We start from the raw sequence: 17,103 nt of genomic DNA on the forward strand, positions 1-17,103 counted from the left end.
AACTCTTTGACAGGGATACGGCCGTTTGCTAGAATCTGAACGCTGTTTTGGCAAAGGCCCCGTTCGTCTAGCGGCCTAGGACGTAGCCCTCTCAAGGCTAAAACACGGGTTCGAGTCCCGTACGGGGCATCACGAGGCTTCATCCGCAGGTGGGTGAAGCCTTTATAGTTTGGATAAATTACATGGCCGCAGTGAAGAATGGCACGCCAGCAGAAGCAGAATTTGAAGTTGTGGATAGCCGTCCACAGTTGAAGGGTGTCTATCAGCCAAACGGCCGTTCCCACCAATCACCCCCTCAGCCAGACCCGGAAACTCAGCCTGAAAGCAATCAGAATTTTCGTGGCAACGGCCGTTTCCGTCGCATCCTCATCTTCTTTGCCCGCGTTATTTTGCATCTCATTATTTGGGATATTTTGGGTGGACGAGTGCCGCTGTTGCGAACGGCCGTACGCCAAAGCCGCCCCCGCCGCTTCCGTCGCTGGTCACGCGCCTTTCGTGAGCTAGCACTGGCTATGGGCGGCGTGATGATCAAGTTGGGGCAGTTCCTTAGCGCCCGCGTGGACATGTTACCCCCGGAAATCACGGAAGAGCTGCAGGGGTTGCAGGATGAAGTGACGCCAGAAGAGACTTGGCGCATCATGTCCGTTATCCGGGCAGAGTTGGGGGATGTGCAAACACGCTTTGCCGAGATTGAGGAAGCGCCAATGGCGGCTGCCTCGTTGGGGCAAACCCATCGCGCTTGGCTGCTGCCAGAAAATGGGGCAGGTTCACAGGGAACGGCCGTTGTCATCAAAGTGCAGCGTCCCAACATTGGTGCTATCGTCGAGACTGATTTGGCAGCTTTGCGAATTGTGGCCCGCTGGACAATGCGCTACCGGCCCATCGCCCGCCGCGCCGACGTACCGGCCCTCATGGAGGAGTTTGCCAAAACGTTATGGGAGGAGTTGGATTACCGCGCCGAGGTAGACAACGCCGAACGCTTTGCTGAGCTGTATGCCAACGATCCGCGAGTTTACATTCCAGCAATGTACCGCCAGCATTGCGCTGATCGGGTCATTGTGATGGAAAATGTAGAAGCTCCCAAAATTACCGACGTGGCGGCGATGGAAGCGGCTGGCATTGACCCTGCTGAGGTGGCCGAGGCATTGCTGGATGTTTATTTTGGTCAGGTTTTCCGCGAGGGATTTTTCCATGCGGATCCGCATCCGGGCAATCTGTTTGTGCGGCCCCGGCCAGACATTCCCTGGCCGCCAGAAGGTGGTGCGGCAGGGCAAGGTGGACGGCCGTTCTGGATAGTCTTCGTTGATTTTGGCATGGTGGGGCGGGTGCCGTCGCTAATGGGCGACAATTTGCGGCAGGTGCTTATTAGCGTGACACAGCGGGACGGCCGTAAGCTGACCGAAGCGTACCAAAATCTGGGTTTCTTCCTGCCCGGTGCTGATCTGGTACGCATTGCCGAGGCGCAAGAGGCGGTGCTGGATCGCATCTGGGGGCGCAATTTGCTTGATTTGGCGCGCCCTGACCCAGCTGAGTTAGAGGAGCTGGGGCAAGAGTTCCGCGATTTACTTTTCGATTTTCCCTTCCAGATTCCACAGGACTTTATTTACCTGGGGCGGGCGATGGGCATCGTGTCTGGCTTGGTGTCTCAGCTAGATGAGCAGATTAACCCCTGGTATTTCATTGAAAAGTATGGCGAGGCGCTAACATCTAGCCAAGAAGGGCAGCGGTTTGGCCTAGAGACGGCCTGGCAGTTGGTACGGCCGTATCTCAACACCCCGGCTCAAATTCAACGGCTACTCAATCTGGCAGAAAACGGCCGTCTCCGCGTGCAGTCGGATCGAGAGGCGTTGCGCCAGTATGAGCGCATCGAAAAGCGAATTGGTCAGCTAGGCTGGAGCATTTTAGGCGCAGCGGGAATGCTCTCCGGTACGCTGGTTTACTTGAATCGCAAAAGAAAGAGGGAGTAGGGCGGGTATGCGAGTAAAGCGAGTTTGCCAGTAGAGAGGACTCGCAAACTCGCCACTTGCACACTCGCAAACTATACCGTCGTATCCTCAACACCCGCTTCTGCGGCCACGCGCTGAACAGCCTCAATACCGCTCTGGCACGTTTGCTTATTGGCATACATCTGGCTCTTGCCGATGACCTGCTTGTTGGCCGCCAGTAAATTGAAGTAAAATTTGCCGTTAGCCGCTTCTTTCATCTCAAATCGGTCGGCACTGGTGCCATTGTTTTTCACTGATTCGATCCCGTTTTTGCAGCTTGCCTTAGACGCATACCCTTGGCTGGACAGGATATTTTGCCCGTTGCGGGCGGTGAGCCGGAAGTAATGCTTTTCGTTGTTGCCTTGATAAATTTGAAATTTGGGGTGTTTCATGAAATCGCTCTCCTTGCGTTGTGGGGGTTACAAAAAGTAATTACTCAATTATCGTTCTCTTTCCTTTGACGCCCTGTCAACCGGTTCGTCACATCATTCTTCTAAAAACTCCGTCTGTACCCAACCCAAGATGCCATTAACGGTGCGAATCTCGCGCCACAGAATGCCGCCTTGGTTGGCACGGCCGTTTTCCAAAATTACTACATCATTGTCCTGCACAATTACCAACTGCTGCCCCCCAGGGGAACGCCGCACCCACAGCGTGCTGCCGTTGGTGCTGATGGTGGCTGTGATGCCCTCGATTGGGGTAGGGGTAATCGTCGGCGTAGGCGTGGTTGTAGGAAGCGGTGTAGAAGTTGCTGTGGCGGTAGGCGCGGTGGTGGCGGTACCTGAACTGCTATTGTTGGGAATAACCGTTTCTGTAATGGTGGTTCCCGGCGTGGCCGATGGCCCTGCTTGTTCAGGCGTTCCGGTTGCGGTGACTTCTTCTGTAGGAACTTCGTCGCTGCTGTCGGATGGCGGCCCGCCAAATGCGCCGCTAGAGGGCGTTTCGGTGGTGAGGTCGGTTGTGGTTTCGGTACGGGTGTTGGTGGTAGGAACGGCCGTTGCTGGCAAATCACCCATCGCGCCCGTATTGGCAGAGGTGGCTACCGCTTCGGCAATTTCGGCCGTGGGCGTCGTGGCCGCTGTCGAGTTACCATTGCTGATCGGCACTCCTGCCAAAAAGAAACCCAGCATAAGAATGAGGCTGGCCAGCGCGTAACCAGTGAACAGCTTTACCCGCAAATCAAGCCGATACCCGGCCAGGCCCAGCCTCAGCAAAGCCCGTGGGGACTGGGCCAAGTAGGCAAAAATGGTCATGAGTAGGGCGAGTACGGCCGTTACGCCCATCCCAATCAACGTCCACATCGGAAAACCCATGCCGCCATTATACATTGACGATTGCTGATTTACGATTTACGATTGGACGCTGGTATAATTCTGTTGGAACTTTTAATCTGGAACTAAAACCTACCCCAAACGGAGTTTTTCTATGACCAATCAATACGATCTTGTCGTTTTAGGCGCAGGGCCAGGGGGCTACGTAGCCGCCATCCGCGCCGCCCAGCTGGGTCTCAAAACCGCCATCATCGAGCGGGAATATTGGGGCGGTGTTTGCCTCAACGTTGGCTGCATCCCCTCCAAAGCGCTGCTCAAAAATGCTGAAATTGCCCACACCTTGCAACACCGCGCCCGCGAATTCGGCTTCTCTTTCACCGATTTGCAGCTAGATTACAGCGTCGCCTTCAAGCGCAGTCGCCAGGTCTCTAGCCGACTGGTGAAGGGTGTACAGTTCCTCATGAAAAAGAACAAAATTGACGTTTTTGAAGGCACGGGCCAGCTGACCGATGCCAACACCGTGCAGGTAAGCCTGAACGACAGTGGCGAGCAGACGATTAGCGGCAAAAACATTATCATCGCCACCGGCGCACGTCCCCGCTCCATTCCTGGCATCGAATTTGATGGCGAGCGCATTATTTCCTACAAAGATGCCATTTTGAGCGATTCGCCGCCGGAGAAGCTCATCATCGTCGGTGGGGGCGTAATTGGCGTGGAGTTTACCTACATGTGGGCCAACTACGGCGTGGATGTCACCATTGTGGAGATGATGGATCGTCTGCTGCCCAATGAAGAGCCAGAAATAAGCAGCGTGCTGGAGAAAGCGTACAAAAAGCTCAAGGTTAAGCTGCACATGAACAGCCGCGTAGACAAAATTGAAACAACTGAAAACGGCATTGCCGTTGCGTTGGCTGATGGCACCAAGCTGGAAGGCGACAAGGTTATGCTGGCCATCAACTTTGCGCCCAACGTGGAAAATATTGGTTTGGAAAGCGCGGGTGTGGCCTTGACGGAGCGCGGCGCGATTGCCATTGATGACCAAATGCGTACTAACGTACCCAACATTTACGCCATCGGCGATGTGGCCACGGAGTATCGGCTGGCGCATATTGCCTCGGCAATGGGTTTGGTGGCGGCTGAGGCAATTGCCGGGCATGAGACACACGCCCTGGATTACCGGATGATGCCCCGTGCTACGTACTGTGTGCCGCAGGTGGCCAGCTTTGGCTACACCGAGGCGCAGGCCAAAGAGGCTGGCTATGAACTCAACGTGGGCCAGTTTCCGTTTCAGGCCAACGGCAAGGCGCTGGGGCTGGGCGAGCGGGAAGGCTTCATCAAAATCATTGCTGACAAGCAGTATGGCGAGATTTTGGGAGCGCATATGGTTGGCCCAGATGTGACGGAGCTGCTGCCGGAGCTAACGCTGGCGCACAATGCGGAGCTAACGGCCGAAGAAATTGCGCGTAACGTCCATGCTCATCCAACTCTCAGCGAAGCGCTGATGGAAGCGGCCCACGCCGTTGAGGGTGAGGCGATTCATATTTAATTTGCCAAAGAGGGCACAGAGATTTAAGAGATTTTGAATAGGCCTGGGAGCGTTGGTTCCTGGGCTTTTTTGTAGGTTTGGGTGGTAGGGTTGGCTCGCAAGCCGCTCCTGCCACTGGGAGATTTCATTGATTTTTCCTGAACAATTTATGACGTTGGTGGAGCGCGGAATTGAAGCTCGACTCCATTTGTTAGATGAGCGTCACGAAACGGCCGTTCGCCTGTTCAATGGCTTTCTGGAGGGGTGTCCGCAGCTCGTGGTGGATCTTTTTGGGGAAACGGCCGTTCTGTATAACTATGCCAACCCACCGGAAGAGCTAGAGGATGTGGTTACGGCCGCTCAGCAACTGCTGCGCCAACAATACCCCTGGCTGCAAGCCATTTTGCTAAAAACCCGGCACGGCTCTGATGCAGAAAAGCGCGGTGTGTTGCTGTGGGGCAGCACGCTCACAACTAAAATTCGTGAGCACGGCGTGCGTTATGCGCTGGATTTGACAATGAACCAGGACACCAGTTTTTACCTGGATACGCGCCTCGTGCGCCGCTGGGCGTTGGACAACCTGGCGGGGAAAGATGTGTTGAACAGTTTTGCCTACACGGGTAGCCTGGGCGTGGCGGCGGCTGCCGAGGCCAACCGCGTCCTGCACACCGACCTGAACAAGCGATTCCTCAACGTGGCAAAGACTTCATATACACTCAATGGCTTTCCGATTGACAAGAAATTGTTCCAGACGGGGGATTTTTGGCGCAAAATGAGCCAGCTCAAGCGGGCAGGGGAGCAGTTTGACTGTGTCTTTCTCGATCCGCCGTTTTTTTCGCAAACGGCCGCAGGCACAGTAGATTTGAATGAAGGGATGGCGAGGCTTGTTAATAAGGTACGGCCGTTAGTCAAACACGGCGGCCACATCATCGCCATCAACAACGCGCTGTACGTGAGCGGAGCCGACTACCTGGCCGAGCTAGAAACCCTCTGCGCCGATGGCTACGTGGAAATTGAACAGCTCCTCTCTGTGCCGGAAGATTGTACTGGCTACCCTCACACCCAAAACACACCACCTATCACCGACTCCGCGCCCTTCAACCACAGCACCAAAATCGCCCTACTCAAAATCTATCACCAAAAGACCTGACAGGTTACTCGTCAACTTCAAGGCACAACCACTTTGTATTGCAAGGTAGGTTGATTGCGAAGTAGGTGCGTAAACCTGTCAGGTCTAACGCACTATTCAATGGGCCCATCAAATATTCTTTCATCAACAGGTCTTTCTGATAAAAGCTCTAGAAGACCAGTAAAAAACTGGTCTTCAGGGATGCCAGATTCTCTAATAATCTGATTAAGCTCTTCATTAGCTTGACTCATGAACTGACCAAGAGATACTTTCCAATGTCGTCCCCCTTCTCTATAAAAAAACATTGCAGTACCATCTGCAAAAGTAACAAGAGCATTTCCGGGATCAATACCTATATCAACTTCATCTATTTCAAAGTTTTCAAGATAGGATAGATCGATCCAGCCTCTTTCAAAAGAAAGGATAATGACGTCTTCACCAGTCAAATTTTCTAACTCTTCAAGGCTGAAGTTATGGCGTAACCTGAGAATAATAAACTTTTCGATAGTCGCTAAAGCGCCAAGTTCTTCACGCTCTAGCGTTAATGCGCCAACCAACAGGTAATCGTACCATTCAACATCTAGTGAAGAGACAACTTCTACGGCACCGTCGCCATCACCATTTTTTGTGGCAGTACGAAACTGCTCAAATACGGCGCGGATGCTCATTTCGTTGTATTCGGCGGTGGCTGTGGCCCACAGTTTGGGTGTGCTTGTGGGGGTAGGTGTTTCTGTCGGTGTGGGCGTTTCGGTGGGTACGGCCGTTGGCGTTAAAGTGTTCGTTGGGGTCGCCGTAGCCATGGGGGTTGCGGTAGGCGTGGCCGTTGACGTTTCTGTTGGGGCTAACGCAACTTCCTCGCTCTCACCTGATTCACCGCTTCCTGAGCAAGCGGACAACATGATACAAAATAATATCCCCAAAATGATCATTCTTTTCATCGAACTATTCTCCAGAGATTTTTGACAAAGAAACAGTGTCACAGTTGGCAAAAAACGCACAAGAATATTATACAGAATTTGGCACTGGCCGAAAATATTGCACGGCTCAAAATTCGCTGCAAGCGGATGCCTGGTGGTTTGAATTTGGCGCAAATGGTAGTGAAGGGCTATTATTTACTCATGTTACGCAGTCCAAGACTACAAAGTCTTACTCAGTCTGGCAAGTACCTGAAATGCGGCCAAGACTTTTGTAGTCTCCCTAGACGAAGTGCGTAACATCAGTTATTTATAATATTCTTTTAACACGTATTGTTAGTTTGCTCAATCAAAGTATGTAAAAACGATTTGAGCATTCACAGGATCACACCTGCAGCATCGCATATATTTATGTCGCAAGAATCCCCCAATAAACAAACAGAGTTGTTATCGGATCCTGCGCTTGATCACTTACTTACAGGTGAGCTAGCGTATCGCCCTGTGCCGCATGACAAGGTGGATGAACAGCAACTTCCCGTCTGGCAGGTGCGTTTTCTGCTCACTTCTGATAAACAGCAAGAATTTGGCTTGTCAATTAACGGCGAAATTCATTTGGGTCGTGGCAAAAACGAGAAGGATCTGATTGATTTGACTCCGTATGGTGCTGAAAAATCAGGTGTTTCTCGGCGGCATGTGGCATTACGTCCCACGCCAACCAATTTGTTTGTGGTAGATTTAGGCAGCACAAACGGCACACGACGCAACGGCCGTTCCATTGGGCACAACACTCCCTACGCATTGGCCGATGGCGACACGCTATCGTTGGGCAACCTGGAGCTGGCGGTGCAAATTGTTAAACGGCCGTATCTGCGAACGGCTCCCCTAAAAACCCGTCCCGATTTGGTAGAAGCCCTGTCCCAAATTGGGAAAGCAATTACCACTCAGCTAAATTTAGATGAGGTGCTGAACCAAGTTGTCACCACCGCTATGAGCCTGACGTCCGCTGGCGAAACTTCTATCTGGCTGGTGGATGAAGCCACCGGGGAGCTGTTTTTGGAAGCCCGCCGGGGCATGGATGATGCCCGCCTGCGCCGCACGCGGATGCCGATTGACGCTGATACCCCTGCCGGACGCGTCATCAAAACTGGCAAGCCACTACGAACAAGCTCAGAGCCAGGTGAAGCGTCCCAGCAAATTATGACGGGGTATTTGGTAGAAGCCCTGGCCTATGTGCCAGTCTCGCTGGGTGGCATCACGTTTGGCGTGCTAGCCTCGGCACACCAGGAGCCGGGTAAATCGTTTGATGACCAAGATGAACGCCTGCTGAGTGCCATTGCCGATTATGCCGCTATTGCCATCCAAAACGCCCGCCTTTACCGTGCCACAGACAAAGCATTGAGTCAGCGCGTGCGAGAGTTGGCGGCACTTAATGAGCTGTCACGCACAGTGTCTGCCTCTTTAAATATGGAAGAGGTGTACAAAGTGTTGGTGGAGCAGGTAAAACGTCACATGCCGGTGGCAGACTTGCATATTTATTTACGAGATGAGCGGAATCCGATTTTACGGCCGTTTGGCGACACGTCAGAACTGCCAATTTATCCTTTAGGGCGGGGCATTTTGGGGCAAGTAGTTTCTCAGGGTGAATCTATCATAACGAACAATATATCCAATTACCCAGGGTTTGATGAGCAGCTTGACCTTATTACATCGCAAGCCAATGTGCCGGTGGCCGCTGTTCCCCTCAAAGTTCAAGGGGAGGTTGTTGGCGTTTTGGTACTGCACAGCCAGCCTGGTTCGCTTTTTTCAGAAGAAGATGCGGCTTTATTGCGTTCATTTGCGCTGCCTGTGGCTACGGCCGTTGAAAATGCTCGCCTTTATGCCAATGTGGAACGCCAACGGGGTGCCATCATGGCCATGGGCAATACGCTTTCAGAACCGCTAACCATTTTAGATGATGTTGGTCGCATCCTAGTTTCCAACGACGCTGCCCAACGGTTGCTTAAAGCCAACATGTCCCAATTTTTTGAGGCGATTTCCAGCAGCGTTGGTCGTACCGTAGAAGTGAAAATTGGCGATGAAACCTATCTTTCTACCACGGAACATGTGGATGGCATAGGCACCATCGCCATGATGCAAGACATTACCTACGTAAAACAGCTAGAAGAAGACCGCTCTGAATTTATGCACATGCTGTCTCATGATCTCAAAAACCCGCTGATGGCGGTGACGGGCTATGCCAATTTGCTAGAGCGTACGGAGCCGCTGGGCGATAAAGGCAAGCGGTTCCTTTCAGAGATTAACGTGGCAGCCGACCGAATGCTGGACATGATTACCCACCTCCTGGATACAGTAGATCAGGAAGATGCAATCCAGCTATCGCAAGAGCTGGTTGATCTGGAAGATGTGACGGCTCAAGTACTGCGCGATACCGAAGGTGTGGCGTTGAGCAAGACGATTGAGGTAACGGCCGTTACCAACGGTACCCCCTACACAATCAGCGGTGATGGCCTGCGCCTATACCACATGCTCCTGAACTTGGTAGATAATGCCATCAAATATTCTCCCGAAGCGACGCAGGTAATGGTCACTACAACCTATAGCGATGCGTCGGTTGTGGTTCAGGTGGCTGACCAGGGGCCAGGTATTCCAGAAAAAGATTTACCACATGTATTCGATAAATTCTTCCGAGGGATTCAAGAAGGATTGAGCGCCAAAGGCTCTGGGGTGGGGCTGTCTGCGGTGAAGGGGATTGTAACGGCGCATCGTGGCACCATTCAAGTGGAAAATTTGCCGGGGCAAGGTGCCTGTTTTACCGTTGAGCTACCTACCCAGCCGCCCCCCGAAGCATAGAATCCCCTGCCTACAAGCCATTTTTCACGGTTTACACACAACTTTCTCTATCTTTATTGCCACCGTAAGCAGTTTTGGTTACGCTTGGTAGCATGATTGCCTCAACTTTTGACCAACAGATTGAACGCGCCCGCATCGCCACGCGAGACGGCCGTTTGTGGGAGGCTGTTGATCAATACACCCAGCTTTTGGCCGAGACTGATCCCCAAACAGAAGATAGCAACGTTAAAAATGCACGTCTTATCAGCCTGAAAGAGCGGGGGGATTTGCTAAGTGAATTGGGCGAGCAGGTGGCGGCTTTGGCTGCGTATGAGCAATATTATTTGGAAGCGGGCAGCAGCCAGCACGCTGTGGAAGCATTGGTGTTAATTGGCAATCGGTCACGGGGGTTGGGGCAGTACGGCCGTTCGCTCAAAGCATGTCAGGAAGCCCTCGATTTATCTACCGCACTCAACTACACCTCTGGCCGGGCCAAGACCCTGGCTGCTCTGGGGGGCACCTACCTGGTGCAAGGCGAAACAAACCAGGCTTCCTACTGCCTTAACCAGGCCAACGCCCTGTTTGAACAGCTCGACGACATCAAAGGCCAGGTACAGTCCAGTAATCGGATCGGTATTGCTTACGCCACGGCTGGCCACCTGCACAAAGCTATTCAGGCGTTTGAAAAAAGTCTCGATTTAGGACGACAGGTAGGGCGGCGCAGCAGCCTCGTTTCGGCACTGAACAATCTGGGCGAGTGTTACCAACTGCTTTACGCAACCGAGCTGGCGCTGGAATGCCATCAAGAAGGGTTAGCCCTGGCCGAAGCAGCCCAATTTCGCGTATTGGAGGCGGATTTATGCCGCAATATGGGGCTAAATCTGGCACAAAAAGAGGCCTGGGCAGAGAGTCTGGAGTTTTTGCACCGCGCCCATGATCTGGCTCAGGCAGCCAAATCGCCTGAAATTGATCTGCATGTACTGTACGCGCTGGCACACGTATATTTGGCTCAGGGAGATTTAGCCGGCCAGCAATATGCTGAGGCACTGCTGGAAGTCACCAGCCAACCGGATCAATCGCGCTGGCATCGTGCGAATGGCCTGTTTGCCCTGGGAAGATACGAGAAGCTCAAGGGGAAGGAGGCATTGGCAGAAGAGCTGTGGCAGCAGGCGATCTTTTTGGCACATGAAATGGAAAACAAGATGCTGCTTTGGCAGCTACATGCCGCGCTGGCTCAAATTGCTGCCAATAATAGCCTAGCCTCGGTGCATAATCGCATTGCGGCTGAAGTTATTTTACAAATTGCCGAACCGTTTACAGATGAGGTCTTAAAGGCAAAATTTTTAGCGGCTCCGCCGGTAACGGCCGTTCTCAACCAACTTCCCCCAGAAAAGTAGCAAGTATACCTATTTCCCGATTCCGTTAAACAAATCTTTTTCGCGGAAGCCCTCTGGCGTGGGGGGATGAGCGCGAATGTACGTATCGCGGGCCAGCAGCCGCTTTTGGATACTGACCGGTATCCAGCCCAATGCGCCGCCACCCCCCTGGCTGGCATGGGCAGCACTTGCTTCGCGCTTTACGTCCCAATAATCCCGATAATTGATGAAAGCATGTAGCTTTTTGCGGGCTACACCAACGCGGGTCATATCAATATCTTTATTACGGCCGAATTTAGTAGGGTCTTGGCCGCGCAGTCGGAACAAAAAGATGAGAACCTTCACCCAGGTGTTGGGGAAGGCGGTAAAGTAGAGTCGTTGGGGTTGGTACGGCGCAGGCCCAATTTCTGGATATTGTTTGGGGTCGCCAGCGGCATGGAAGGCTGGGACGGTGATTTTCCAGCATTGGATGTGGTCAGGATGAAAGTAGCCGCCTGTTTCATCGTGGGTAACAATGACCTGCGGCCGTAGCTCCCGGATGAGCTTCACCACGCGCCCAATTGCCTCCTGCTCATCTGCTTGCACAAAGGCATCAGGGTGTTCGTTGGCGGGATCGCCAATGTAGCCCGAATCCCGGTAGCTCAATGTGTGTAATGTGCCGCCGAGGATGGAAACGGCCGTTTCTAACTCTTTGGCGCGCACTTCAGCCAGCTTTTCGCGGGCATCTTCATATCCTTCGGCCACGGAGCCGGCCGCACCGTCGGTGGCGATGGCGATGTGAACATCTACACCTTCCGCCGCATAGCGGGCAAACGTGCCCCCTGGGCCAAAAGATTCATCATCGGGGTGGGCTAGCACAGCAAGTAAAGTTCGTTTGGTCATAGGTTATTCAGTGTGGAACGTTTGCATCATCGGCAGAAGAGGAACCAGTTGCGCGGTTTGTAGCGGGTGGCGGGTGTTGGGCAGCACCAGCAGTTGGCCTTGTGGCAAGGCGCGACTCAGGCGGAACGCTTCAGGCAGCAGTACTAGCTCGTCTCGGTCGCCCACACTCACCAGCACGGGAGCTTGTACATTTTTCAGCAGCCGTTCCGCAATGCCACCTTCTACCAGCCCAGCAGTGAGGGCAGCTGCTTGCCGCACCAGGGTGCGCCACTGCCGACCCCCATGGTCCTTCACGAGTTGATCGGCGTAGGTGGGTACTTTTTCGGCCATCACGTCAGGGTCTAGCTGTTGCTGCATCTTGGCGGCGGCTTCGGCCGTCCAGTAAAACTTGGTGCCGTGCATGAGCAAGGTAGCCACGCGGCGAGGTTGGCGCATGGCCAGCATCAAGCCCAGGTAGCCGCCTAAGCTGTAACCAGCAATGTGCAGGCGTTCAACATTTAATGAATCCAGCAAGCCAATCAGATCATCGGCCATTTGGGTAACGTTGAGTGCGGGGGCGTTGTTTTGGGAACGGCCGTGTCCCCTTAAATCTACCAACAGGAGCCGATAACTTTCTGACAGCGGCTTTAGAAACGGCCGCCACTGGCTGCTGATGGCTCCCAATAAGCCGGGAAGCAGTAGCATATAAGGTTTGTTTGGGTCGGCGCTGCCGTATTGTTCATAATTAATATCGGAGCCGTCGGGGGCTGTCCAGGTTGTCATATTACACGTCCTTCTGCATGAATGATTCCGTTACATTTTACCCAACGCGACCACAAAACCAATGGCGTGGGTGTCTGTGTGGGAGAGGCTAATGTCCCACTGTACCAATCCTTTGCTGCTGGCCAACTCGTGAGCGCGATTGTGCAGATGCAGTTGTGGCTTGCCGCGTTCGTCGCACATCACCTCCACATCGGTCCAATTAATATCGCCGATTCCTGTTCCCAATGCCTTGCCTACCGCCTCTTTAACTGCAAAACGACCGGCCAGGCTGGGGAGACGGCCGTTGCAATATCCAATCTCCTGCGCCGTAAAAAAGCGGCGCAAAAAGCGGTCGCCGTGGCGAGCAATGCCGCGCTCAATGCGAGCTATTTCGATCATATCTACGCCAACGGCTAACATATCATTCTCATCTATGAGGACTGGCAGTCCTCGGTTCAATTAACTGAATTGTTGTCTCACAGGACTGCCAGTCCGGTGCTCCTAAATATCTAGCCCAGCGACGGCGATACCTAAATGCTCCGTGCTGAGATATTTTTGCGCCGCAGCCTGCACATCTTCTGGCGTGATAGCGCGTACCAAGTTTGGATATTCCAGCAGATAATCCAGCCCCCAGCCGTACAGCTCCATGTCGGTGATGACATTGGCGATGCCGCTGTTGGTTTCTAGCCCGACGGGCATGGAACCGATGCGGTACGCCTGACTGTCGCCCAGTTCTTCAGCGGGAACGGGTTCGTTTTGGATGCGGGTAATTTCGTCGAGGATGCTGTTGGTGGCCTGTTCTACCTTGTCTGGGGCAACGCCAGCGGCGGCTAGCCAGGCACCAGGGCCAAGCCCGCCTTGCAGGCTGCTGTAGGCGTAGTAGGCCAACCCTTGCGCCTCGCGCACGTTTTTGCCAATACGCCCCATCATGCCAAAGACGCCCAGGACGGTGTTCATGAGGCTGGCGGCTAAATAATCTGGCGCGTTGCGGGTGGGGCCGGGGCGGCCGAGGGCGATGTCGCTTTGGTATTTGTCTGGCATGACGTGGTGATGGTAGAAACGGCCGTTCACCATTTCCAACTTTGGCAGTGTAGGCATCGTTAGCTGTCCCTCGTTGCCCCAATCGCCCAGCGTCTGTGATACTTTGGCCACGGCCTGGGCAGGCGTTAATGCCCCCACAATGCAGATAACCATGCCGGTGGGGCCAAAATAATTTTTGTGAAAGTTCTGCACGTCAGCCACGCCTAGGCTGGGAACGGTTTGCAGAGAGCCATTTTGGGAACGGCCGTAGGGATGGTTGGGGTAAATCAGCTCTCGCAGGGTACGGCTGGCCATCTGCTGGGTATCGTTGGCGCGCATTTGCAGCCCGGTGATAATTTGCCCCTTGAGCTGGTTCAGCAGCGGCTCCGGGAAGGTGGGTTGGCGCATCACATCGGCCAGCAGGTTCAGCAGCAGATCGGCATCTTCAGCCAGGGCATGGGCTGAAAAGGAAGTGAGATGGTAGCCGCCGCTAAAGCTCACCTCTGCGCCAACAGATTCCAGCTTTTCGTAAATATCGTCGAAGCTGTGGTTTTGGCTGCCGCGCATGAGGGATACGGCCGTAAAGTTAGCCAATCCGCTCTGTTCTGGTGACTCCGCCAGCGCCCCAGCGGGCAAATATCCCTCAATCATCACCGATTGAGAGCCGGGGCGTTCATAAACGAGCACCGTAATGCCGTTGGGCAATGTTTCCCGGTGGATCGTTTGGCTGCTGGGGTAGTTGTGGGAGTTAGTCATAGTTTCAAGTTTGCCAGTTTGCAAGTAGGCGAGTCGGTGAGTTTGTCTGTTACTCGCAAACTCGCCACTCGCTGGATGATAACATTCACGCTGCGCCCCACCAAATACCAGTGCATTCTGGCAAGATAATCATCTGGTCGGCCAGGATGCGGTCGGCTAGCTCGTCGCCGAAGAAAAAGCGGGTAAGATGGGCGCCTTCTTCGGGGGAGTTGAACTTGTAGTCGGTGCGAATCCAGGTGTGGTTGAGTTGGTACGTTTGGGTCCACCAATTGTACAGTTCGGCCAGTTGGGGATTGGGCGGCGTGGGTTCTTCAAAGCCAGTGCCGAGCGTTTCTAGCAAAATAAAGGTGCCGCCCGGTTTGAGGATGCGCTGCATTTCGGCGATCATCTGCCCGATTTTTTGCTGCCAACTGTCTGGGAACCAGCCGCGGGCATGGGCAAAGCTCCAGCCTTCGATGGCGATGTCTGCGCTGTTGCTGGGTAGGGGAAGATTGGCATTGTCGGCGTGGTGAAGCTGCCAATTTTGCCAGCCGCCTGCTTTTAGCTTGCGCTCGGCCACGCTGAGCATGTGGGCAGAGCCGTCGCAGGCGTGAATGTGGGCGACCAGCGGGACTAGCATACAGGTGAGCCGTCCTGTGCCTACGCCCCATTCGACAACGTGTTGTTGGGCAAACGACCGTATCCGCTCCAGCGCAGGTAGCAAATTCCCCTGATAATCTTCCGGGGCAATCATTGCTTCGTAGGCTTCTGCTTTGGTGGCGTAAATTGTCTTAAAATCCATTTTAGTTTGTAATGGGGTAATCAGGTTTTCATTTTGAACTATTGCATAGTGCGTATATTCTTTGTTTACGCACTACGCAATATTAACCATCAGTGATCCCCTCTCCTTTTGTGTATTCAGCTTCCAAAAACGCTTCCAGTTCCGCCAGCTTTTCATCACGGCCCAAAACCACAAGCGTGTCTCCTTCTTCCAGAACGGTTGATGATGCTGTACCGAGCCGTACGCGGGGACGGCCGTTTTCGCTATGAAACTCAACCAGGCCGATCACATTCAAATCGAACTGCCGCCGAAAATCAAGGTCAATTAACGTTTGGTTTTCCCAGCTTGCTGGGATGGACAGGCGGCGAACGCTGACGCCGGGCAAAATTTGGCGGCTCTCGTAGGTTTCCCGCTGCGTGCGGTAAATTGTTTGCTCATGCGCCAAAATGGTGCCAATCACCATCATCACCAGAGCTGGCACCATGTAGACGGAGCCAAACGCCTCGACGGCAAACAAAATGGCAGCCAGCGGCACGTTGGCAATAGAGACCAGGCTACCGACCATCGCCGGAACGATGAGCACCATCGGTTCATAATTAAAAATGTTGGCCAGGGCAGAGGCAATCATTGTGCCAAAAAAGAGCGTTGGCACAAGCAGTCCAGCCGATCCGCCAGAGGTGATTGTGGCAAGCGTAGCCAGCATTTTGGCAATGAGAGCAATAAGTGCCACCGCAATGGTCAACTCCCCGGCAAAGGCCATATCTACCACCGATTCGCCAGGGCCAAGCACCAGTTCCAAACCATGATCCGTCAGATCAAAATATTGCGTGGCATAATGTACAATCAGGGCGATGACGCCGGTAACAAAAGCACCCAGCAGGTGTCGCCGCCAAATGTCTGGCTGGCGCTTGTGGAAACCATCTTCAAAGCTGGCGCGGAGCCGCCGAAAATATTGGCTCACCAGCGAGACGCAAATGCCCAGCAACAGCAAAACGCCAAAGTAACGCCAATCAAGGATTGGCACAAACAGTCGCTCGGTTTCAAATGGCACTGGATGCCCCGCCGTGACCAAATCGGTAAGAAAGAAGGCGACCAGTGCGGAAATGAGTGAATAAACCAGCTTTTCGATAACGGGGCGGTAGCGGTACATCACCTCGGAGGCGAAGAAGGCGGCGGCAAAGGGGGTGCCGAGCAGGACGGCCACAGCTGCAGCAATGCCACTAAGCTGGGCGGTTTGCAGATGGTCGGTTTTGTCGGGCTGCCACCAGCGCCAGAAGCGGGCCAGCCAGGTAAGCTGCTGCCCGCTGCTTTGGGTAATTTGCCGGGGCTTAAACAAGCCTGCTGAGACGCTCTCGCCGATGAGGGTGACGCTGGCTTCTAGTCCGCCGCTGCCGCCGCTGCCCAACGTCACCAGCGTGGCTAAAAATTTGCGGATGGCAAGCGTGAAGGTGGGCAGTTCCCAGCGCACGTCTACACCTTCTTGTCCGGTGAGAGCTTGCTCAAAGGAGGGTTCTGAGGTGTAGTAGAGGGAGATAGCGCGTTCCAAACCATCCCCTTCGATGTCGTTGAGTTCGTGGATGTGGCCTTCTTTGTCACGGTAGTGGAGGGTAGACGGCCGTTGCTGGGCCAGCCAGGCTACAATGAGCGCACCCAGCAGCAGGGGAATGAAGAGTAGCCAGGGGGAAGGGCCATCTTCCAAAAAGTGCAGTACCGTTTCAAACAGCCAGTGAACGGCCGTTTTTAGACTAAATACAATTGCCCAAACCACCACCCCAATGATGACCGACTGGATGGCCAGACGCTGCTCTTCCTCATCGAAATATTTGGGCAGGTTGCGGACGATGTTCAAATGCTTGATTGCGTCCAGGAGGGCGTTGGCGATTGATCTCATAGCTGCTGGTAGGTTTGATGGGTC

The 17,103-nt window shown here is 53.7% G+C and carries 15 protein-coding genes and 1 tRNA gene; 7 read left to right on the forward strand and 9 right to left on the reverse strand.

Annotated features, from left to right (window positions below):
* The first annotated feature begins 56 nt into the window (after positions 1-56).
* A tRNA-Glu gene (locus ACOQPM_RS00930) sits at positions 57-129 on the forward strand.
* Between the two features lie 53 nt (positions 130-182).
* Positions 183-1,967 carry an ABC1 kinase family protein gene (locus ACOQPM_RS00935; RefSeq protein WP_420627346.1) on the forward strand — a complete coding sequence of 595 codons (1,785 nt, stop codon included), beginning with the start codon at positions 183-185 and terminating at the stop codon, positions 1,965-1,967.
* Positions 1,968-2,038: 71 nt separating this feature from the next.
* Here the strand turns inward: ACOQPM_RS00935 and ACOQPM_RS00940 are convergent, their stop codons facing one another.
* Positions 2,039-2,377, reverse strand: coding sequence for a YegP family protein (locus ACOQPM_RS00940; protein ID WP_420627347.1), 339 nt, complete (start codon positions 2,375-2,377; stop codon positions 2,039-2,041).
* 93 nt (positions 2,378-2,470) lie between these two features.
* Positions 2,471-3,313 (reverse strand): hypothetical protein, encoded by an 843-nt coding sequence (locus ACOQPM_RS00945; RefSeq protein WP_420627348.1) that lies wholly within the window; start codon positions 3,311-3,313, stop codon positions 2,471-2,473.
* A 97-nt stretch (positions 3,314-3,410) separates the two neighbouring features.
* Between ACOQPM_RS00945 and lpdA the strand changes: the two genes are divergently transcribed.
* Complete coding sequence (lpdA, locus tag ACOQPM_RS00950) at positions 3,411-4,802, forward strand: dihydrolipoyl dehydrogenase (protein WP_420627349.1); 1,392 nt, start codon at positions 3,411-3,413, stop codon at positions 4,800-4,802.
* Positions 4,803-4,929: 127 nt separating this feature from the next.
* Positions 4,930-5,931, forward strand: coding sequence for a class I SAM-dependent methyltransferase (locus ACOQPM_RS00955; RefSeq protein WP_420627350.1), 1,002 nt, complete (start codon positions 4,930-4,932; stop codon positions 5,929-5,931).
* Between the two features lie 92 nt (positions 5,932-6,023).
* Here the strand turns inward: ACOQPM_RS00955 and ACOQPM_RS00960 are convergent, their stop codons facing one another.
* Positions 6,024-6,578 (reverse strand): hypothetical protein, encoded by a 555-nt coding sequence (locus ACOQPM_RS00960; protein WP_420627351.1) that lies wholly within the window; start codon positions 6,576-6,578, stop codon positions 6,024-6,026.
* On the opposite strand from ACOQPM_RS00960, the gene ACOQPM_RS00965 reads away from it, so the two are divergent.
* The 3 genes from ACOQPM_RS00965 (at position 6,571) to ACOQPM_RS00975 (ending at position 11,050) form a co-directional block, all read left to right on the forward strand.
* A complete protein-coding gene (locus tag ACOQPM_RS00965; protein ID WP_420627352.1) occupies positions 6,571-6,873 on the forward strand; it encodes a hypothetical protein in 303 nt (100 codons plus the stop codon). The two genes, ACOQPM_RS00960 and ACOQPM_RS00965, sit on opposite strands and share 8 nt — an antisense overlap.
* A 362-nt stretch (positions 6,874-7,235) precedes the next feature.
* On the forward strand, positions 7,236-9,674 hold the full coding sequence (locus ACOQPM_RS00970; protein WP_420627353.1) for a GAF domain-containing protein: 2,439 nt from the start codon (positions 7,236-7,238) through the stop codon (positions 9,672-9,674).
* 92 nt (positions 9,675-9,766) lie between these two features.
* Positions 9,767-11,050, forward strand: coding sequence for a tetratricopeptide repeat protein (locus ACOQPM_RS00975; RefSeq protein ID WP_420627354.1), 1,284 nt, complete (start codon positions 9,767-9,769; stop codon positions 11,048-11,050).
* Positions 11,051-11,059: 9 nt separating this feature from the next.
* Here ACOQPM_RS00975 and ACOQPM_RS00980 read toward each other — a convergent pair whose 3' ends face one another.
* The 6 genes from ACOQPM_RS00980 to ACOQPM_RS01005 form a co-directional block, all read right to left on the reverse strand.
* Positions 11,060-11,911, reverse strand: coding sequence for a PIG-L deacetylase family protein (locus tag ACOQPM_RS00980; protein ID WP_420627355.1), 852 nt, complete (start codon positions 11,909-11,911; stop codon positions 11,060-11,062).
* Positions 11,912-11,914: 3 nt separating this feature from the next.
* Positions 11,915-12,673 carry an alpha/beta fold hydrolase gene (locus ACOQPM_RS00985; protein WP_420627356.1) on the reverse strand — a complete coding sequence of 253 codons (759 nt, stop codon included), beginning with the start codon at positions 12,671-12,673 and terminating at the stop codon, positions 11,915-11,917.
* Positions 12,674-12,703: 30 nt separating this feature from the next.
* Positions 12,704-13,072 carry a holo-ACP synthase gene (gene acpS / locus ACOQPM_RS00990; protein ID WP_420627357.1) on the reverse strand — a complete coding sequence of 123 codons (369 nt, stop codon included), beginning with the start codon at positions 13,070-13,072 and terminating at the stop codon, positions 12,704-12,706.
* An 81-nt stretch (positions 13,073-13,153) separates the two neighbouring features.
* Positions 13,154-14,428: a M16 family metallopeptidase gene (locus ACOQPM_RS00995; RefSeq protein WP_420627358.1), complete on the reverse strand. Its 1,275-nt coding sequence runs from the start codon at positions 14,426-14,428 to the stop codon at positions 13,154-13,156.
* 85 nt (positions 14,429-14,513) lie between these two features.
* Positions 14,514-15,209, reverse strand: a complete 696-nt coding sequence (locus ACOQPM_RS01000) for a class I SAM-dependent methyltransferase (protein ID WP_420627359.1) — start codon at positions 15,207-15,209, stop codon at positions 14,514-14,516.
* An 82-nt stretch (positions 15,210-15,291) separates the two neighbouring features.
* Positions 15,292-17,079, reverse strand: coding sequence for a chloride channel protein (locus ACOQPM_RS01005; protein WP_420627360.1), 1,788 nt, complete (start codon positions 17,077-17,079; stop codon positions 15,292-15,294).
* Between the last annotated feature and the right edge of the window lie 24 nt (positions 17,080-17,103).

This window comes from Candidatus Leptofilum sp., assembly GCF_965223525.1.
Taxonomy (GTDB): Bacteria; Chloroflexota; Anaerolineae; order Promineifilales; family Promineifilaceae; genus Leptofilum.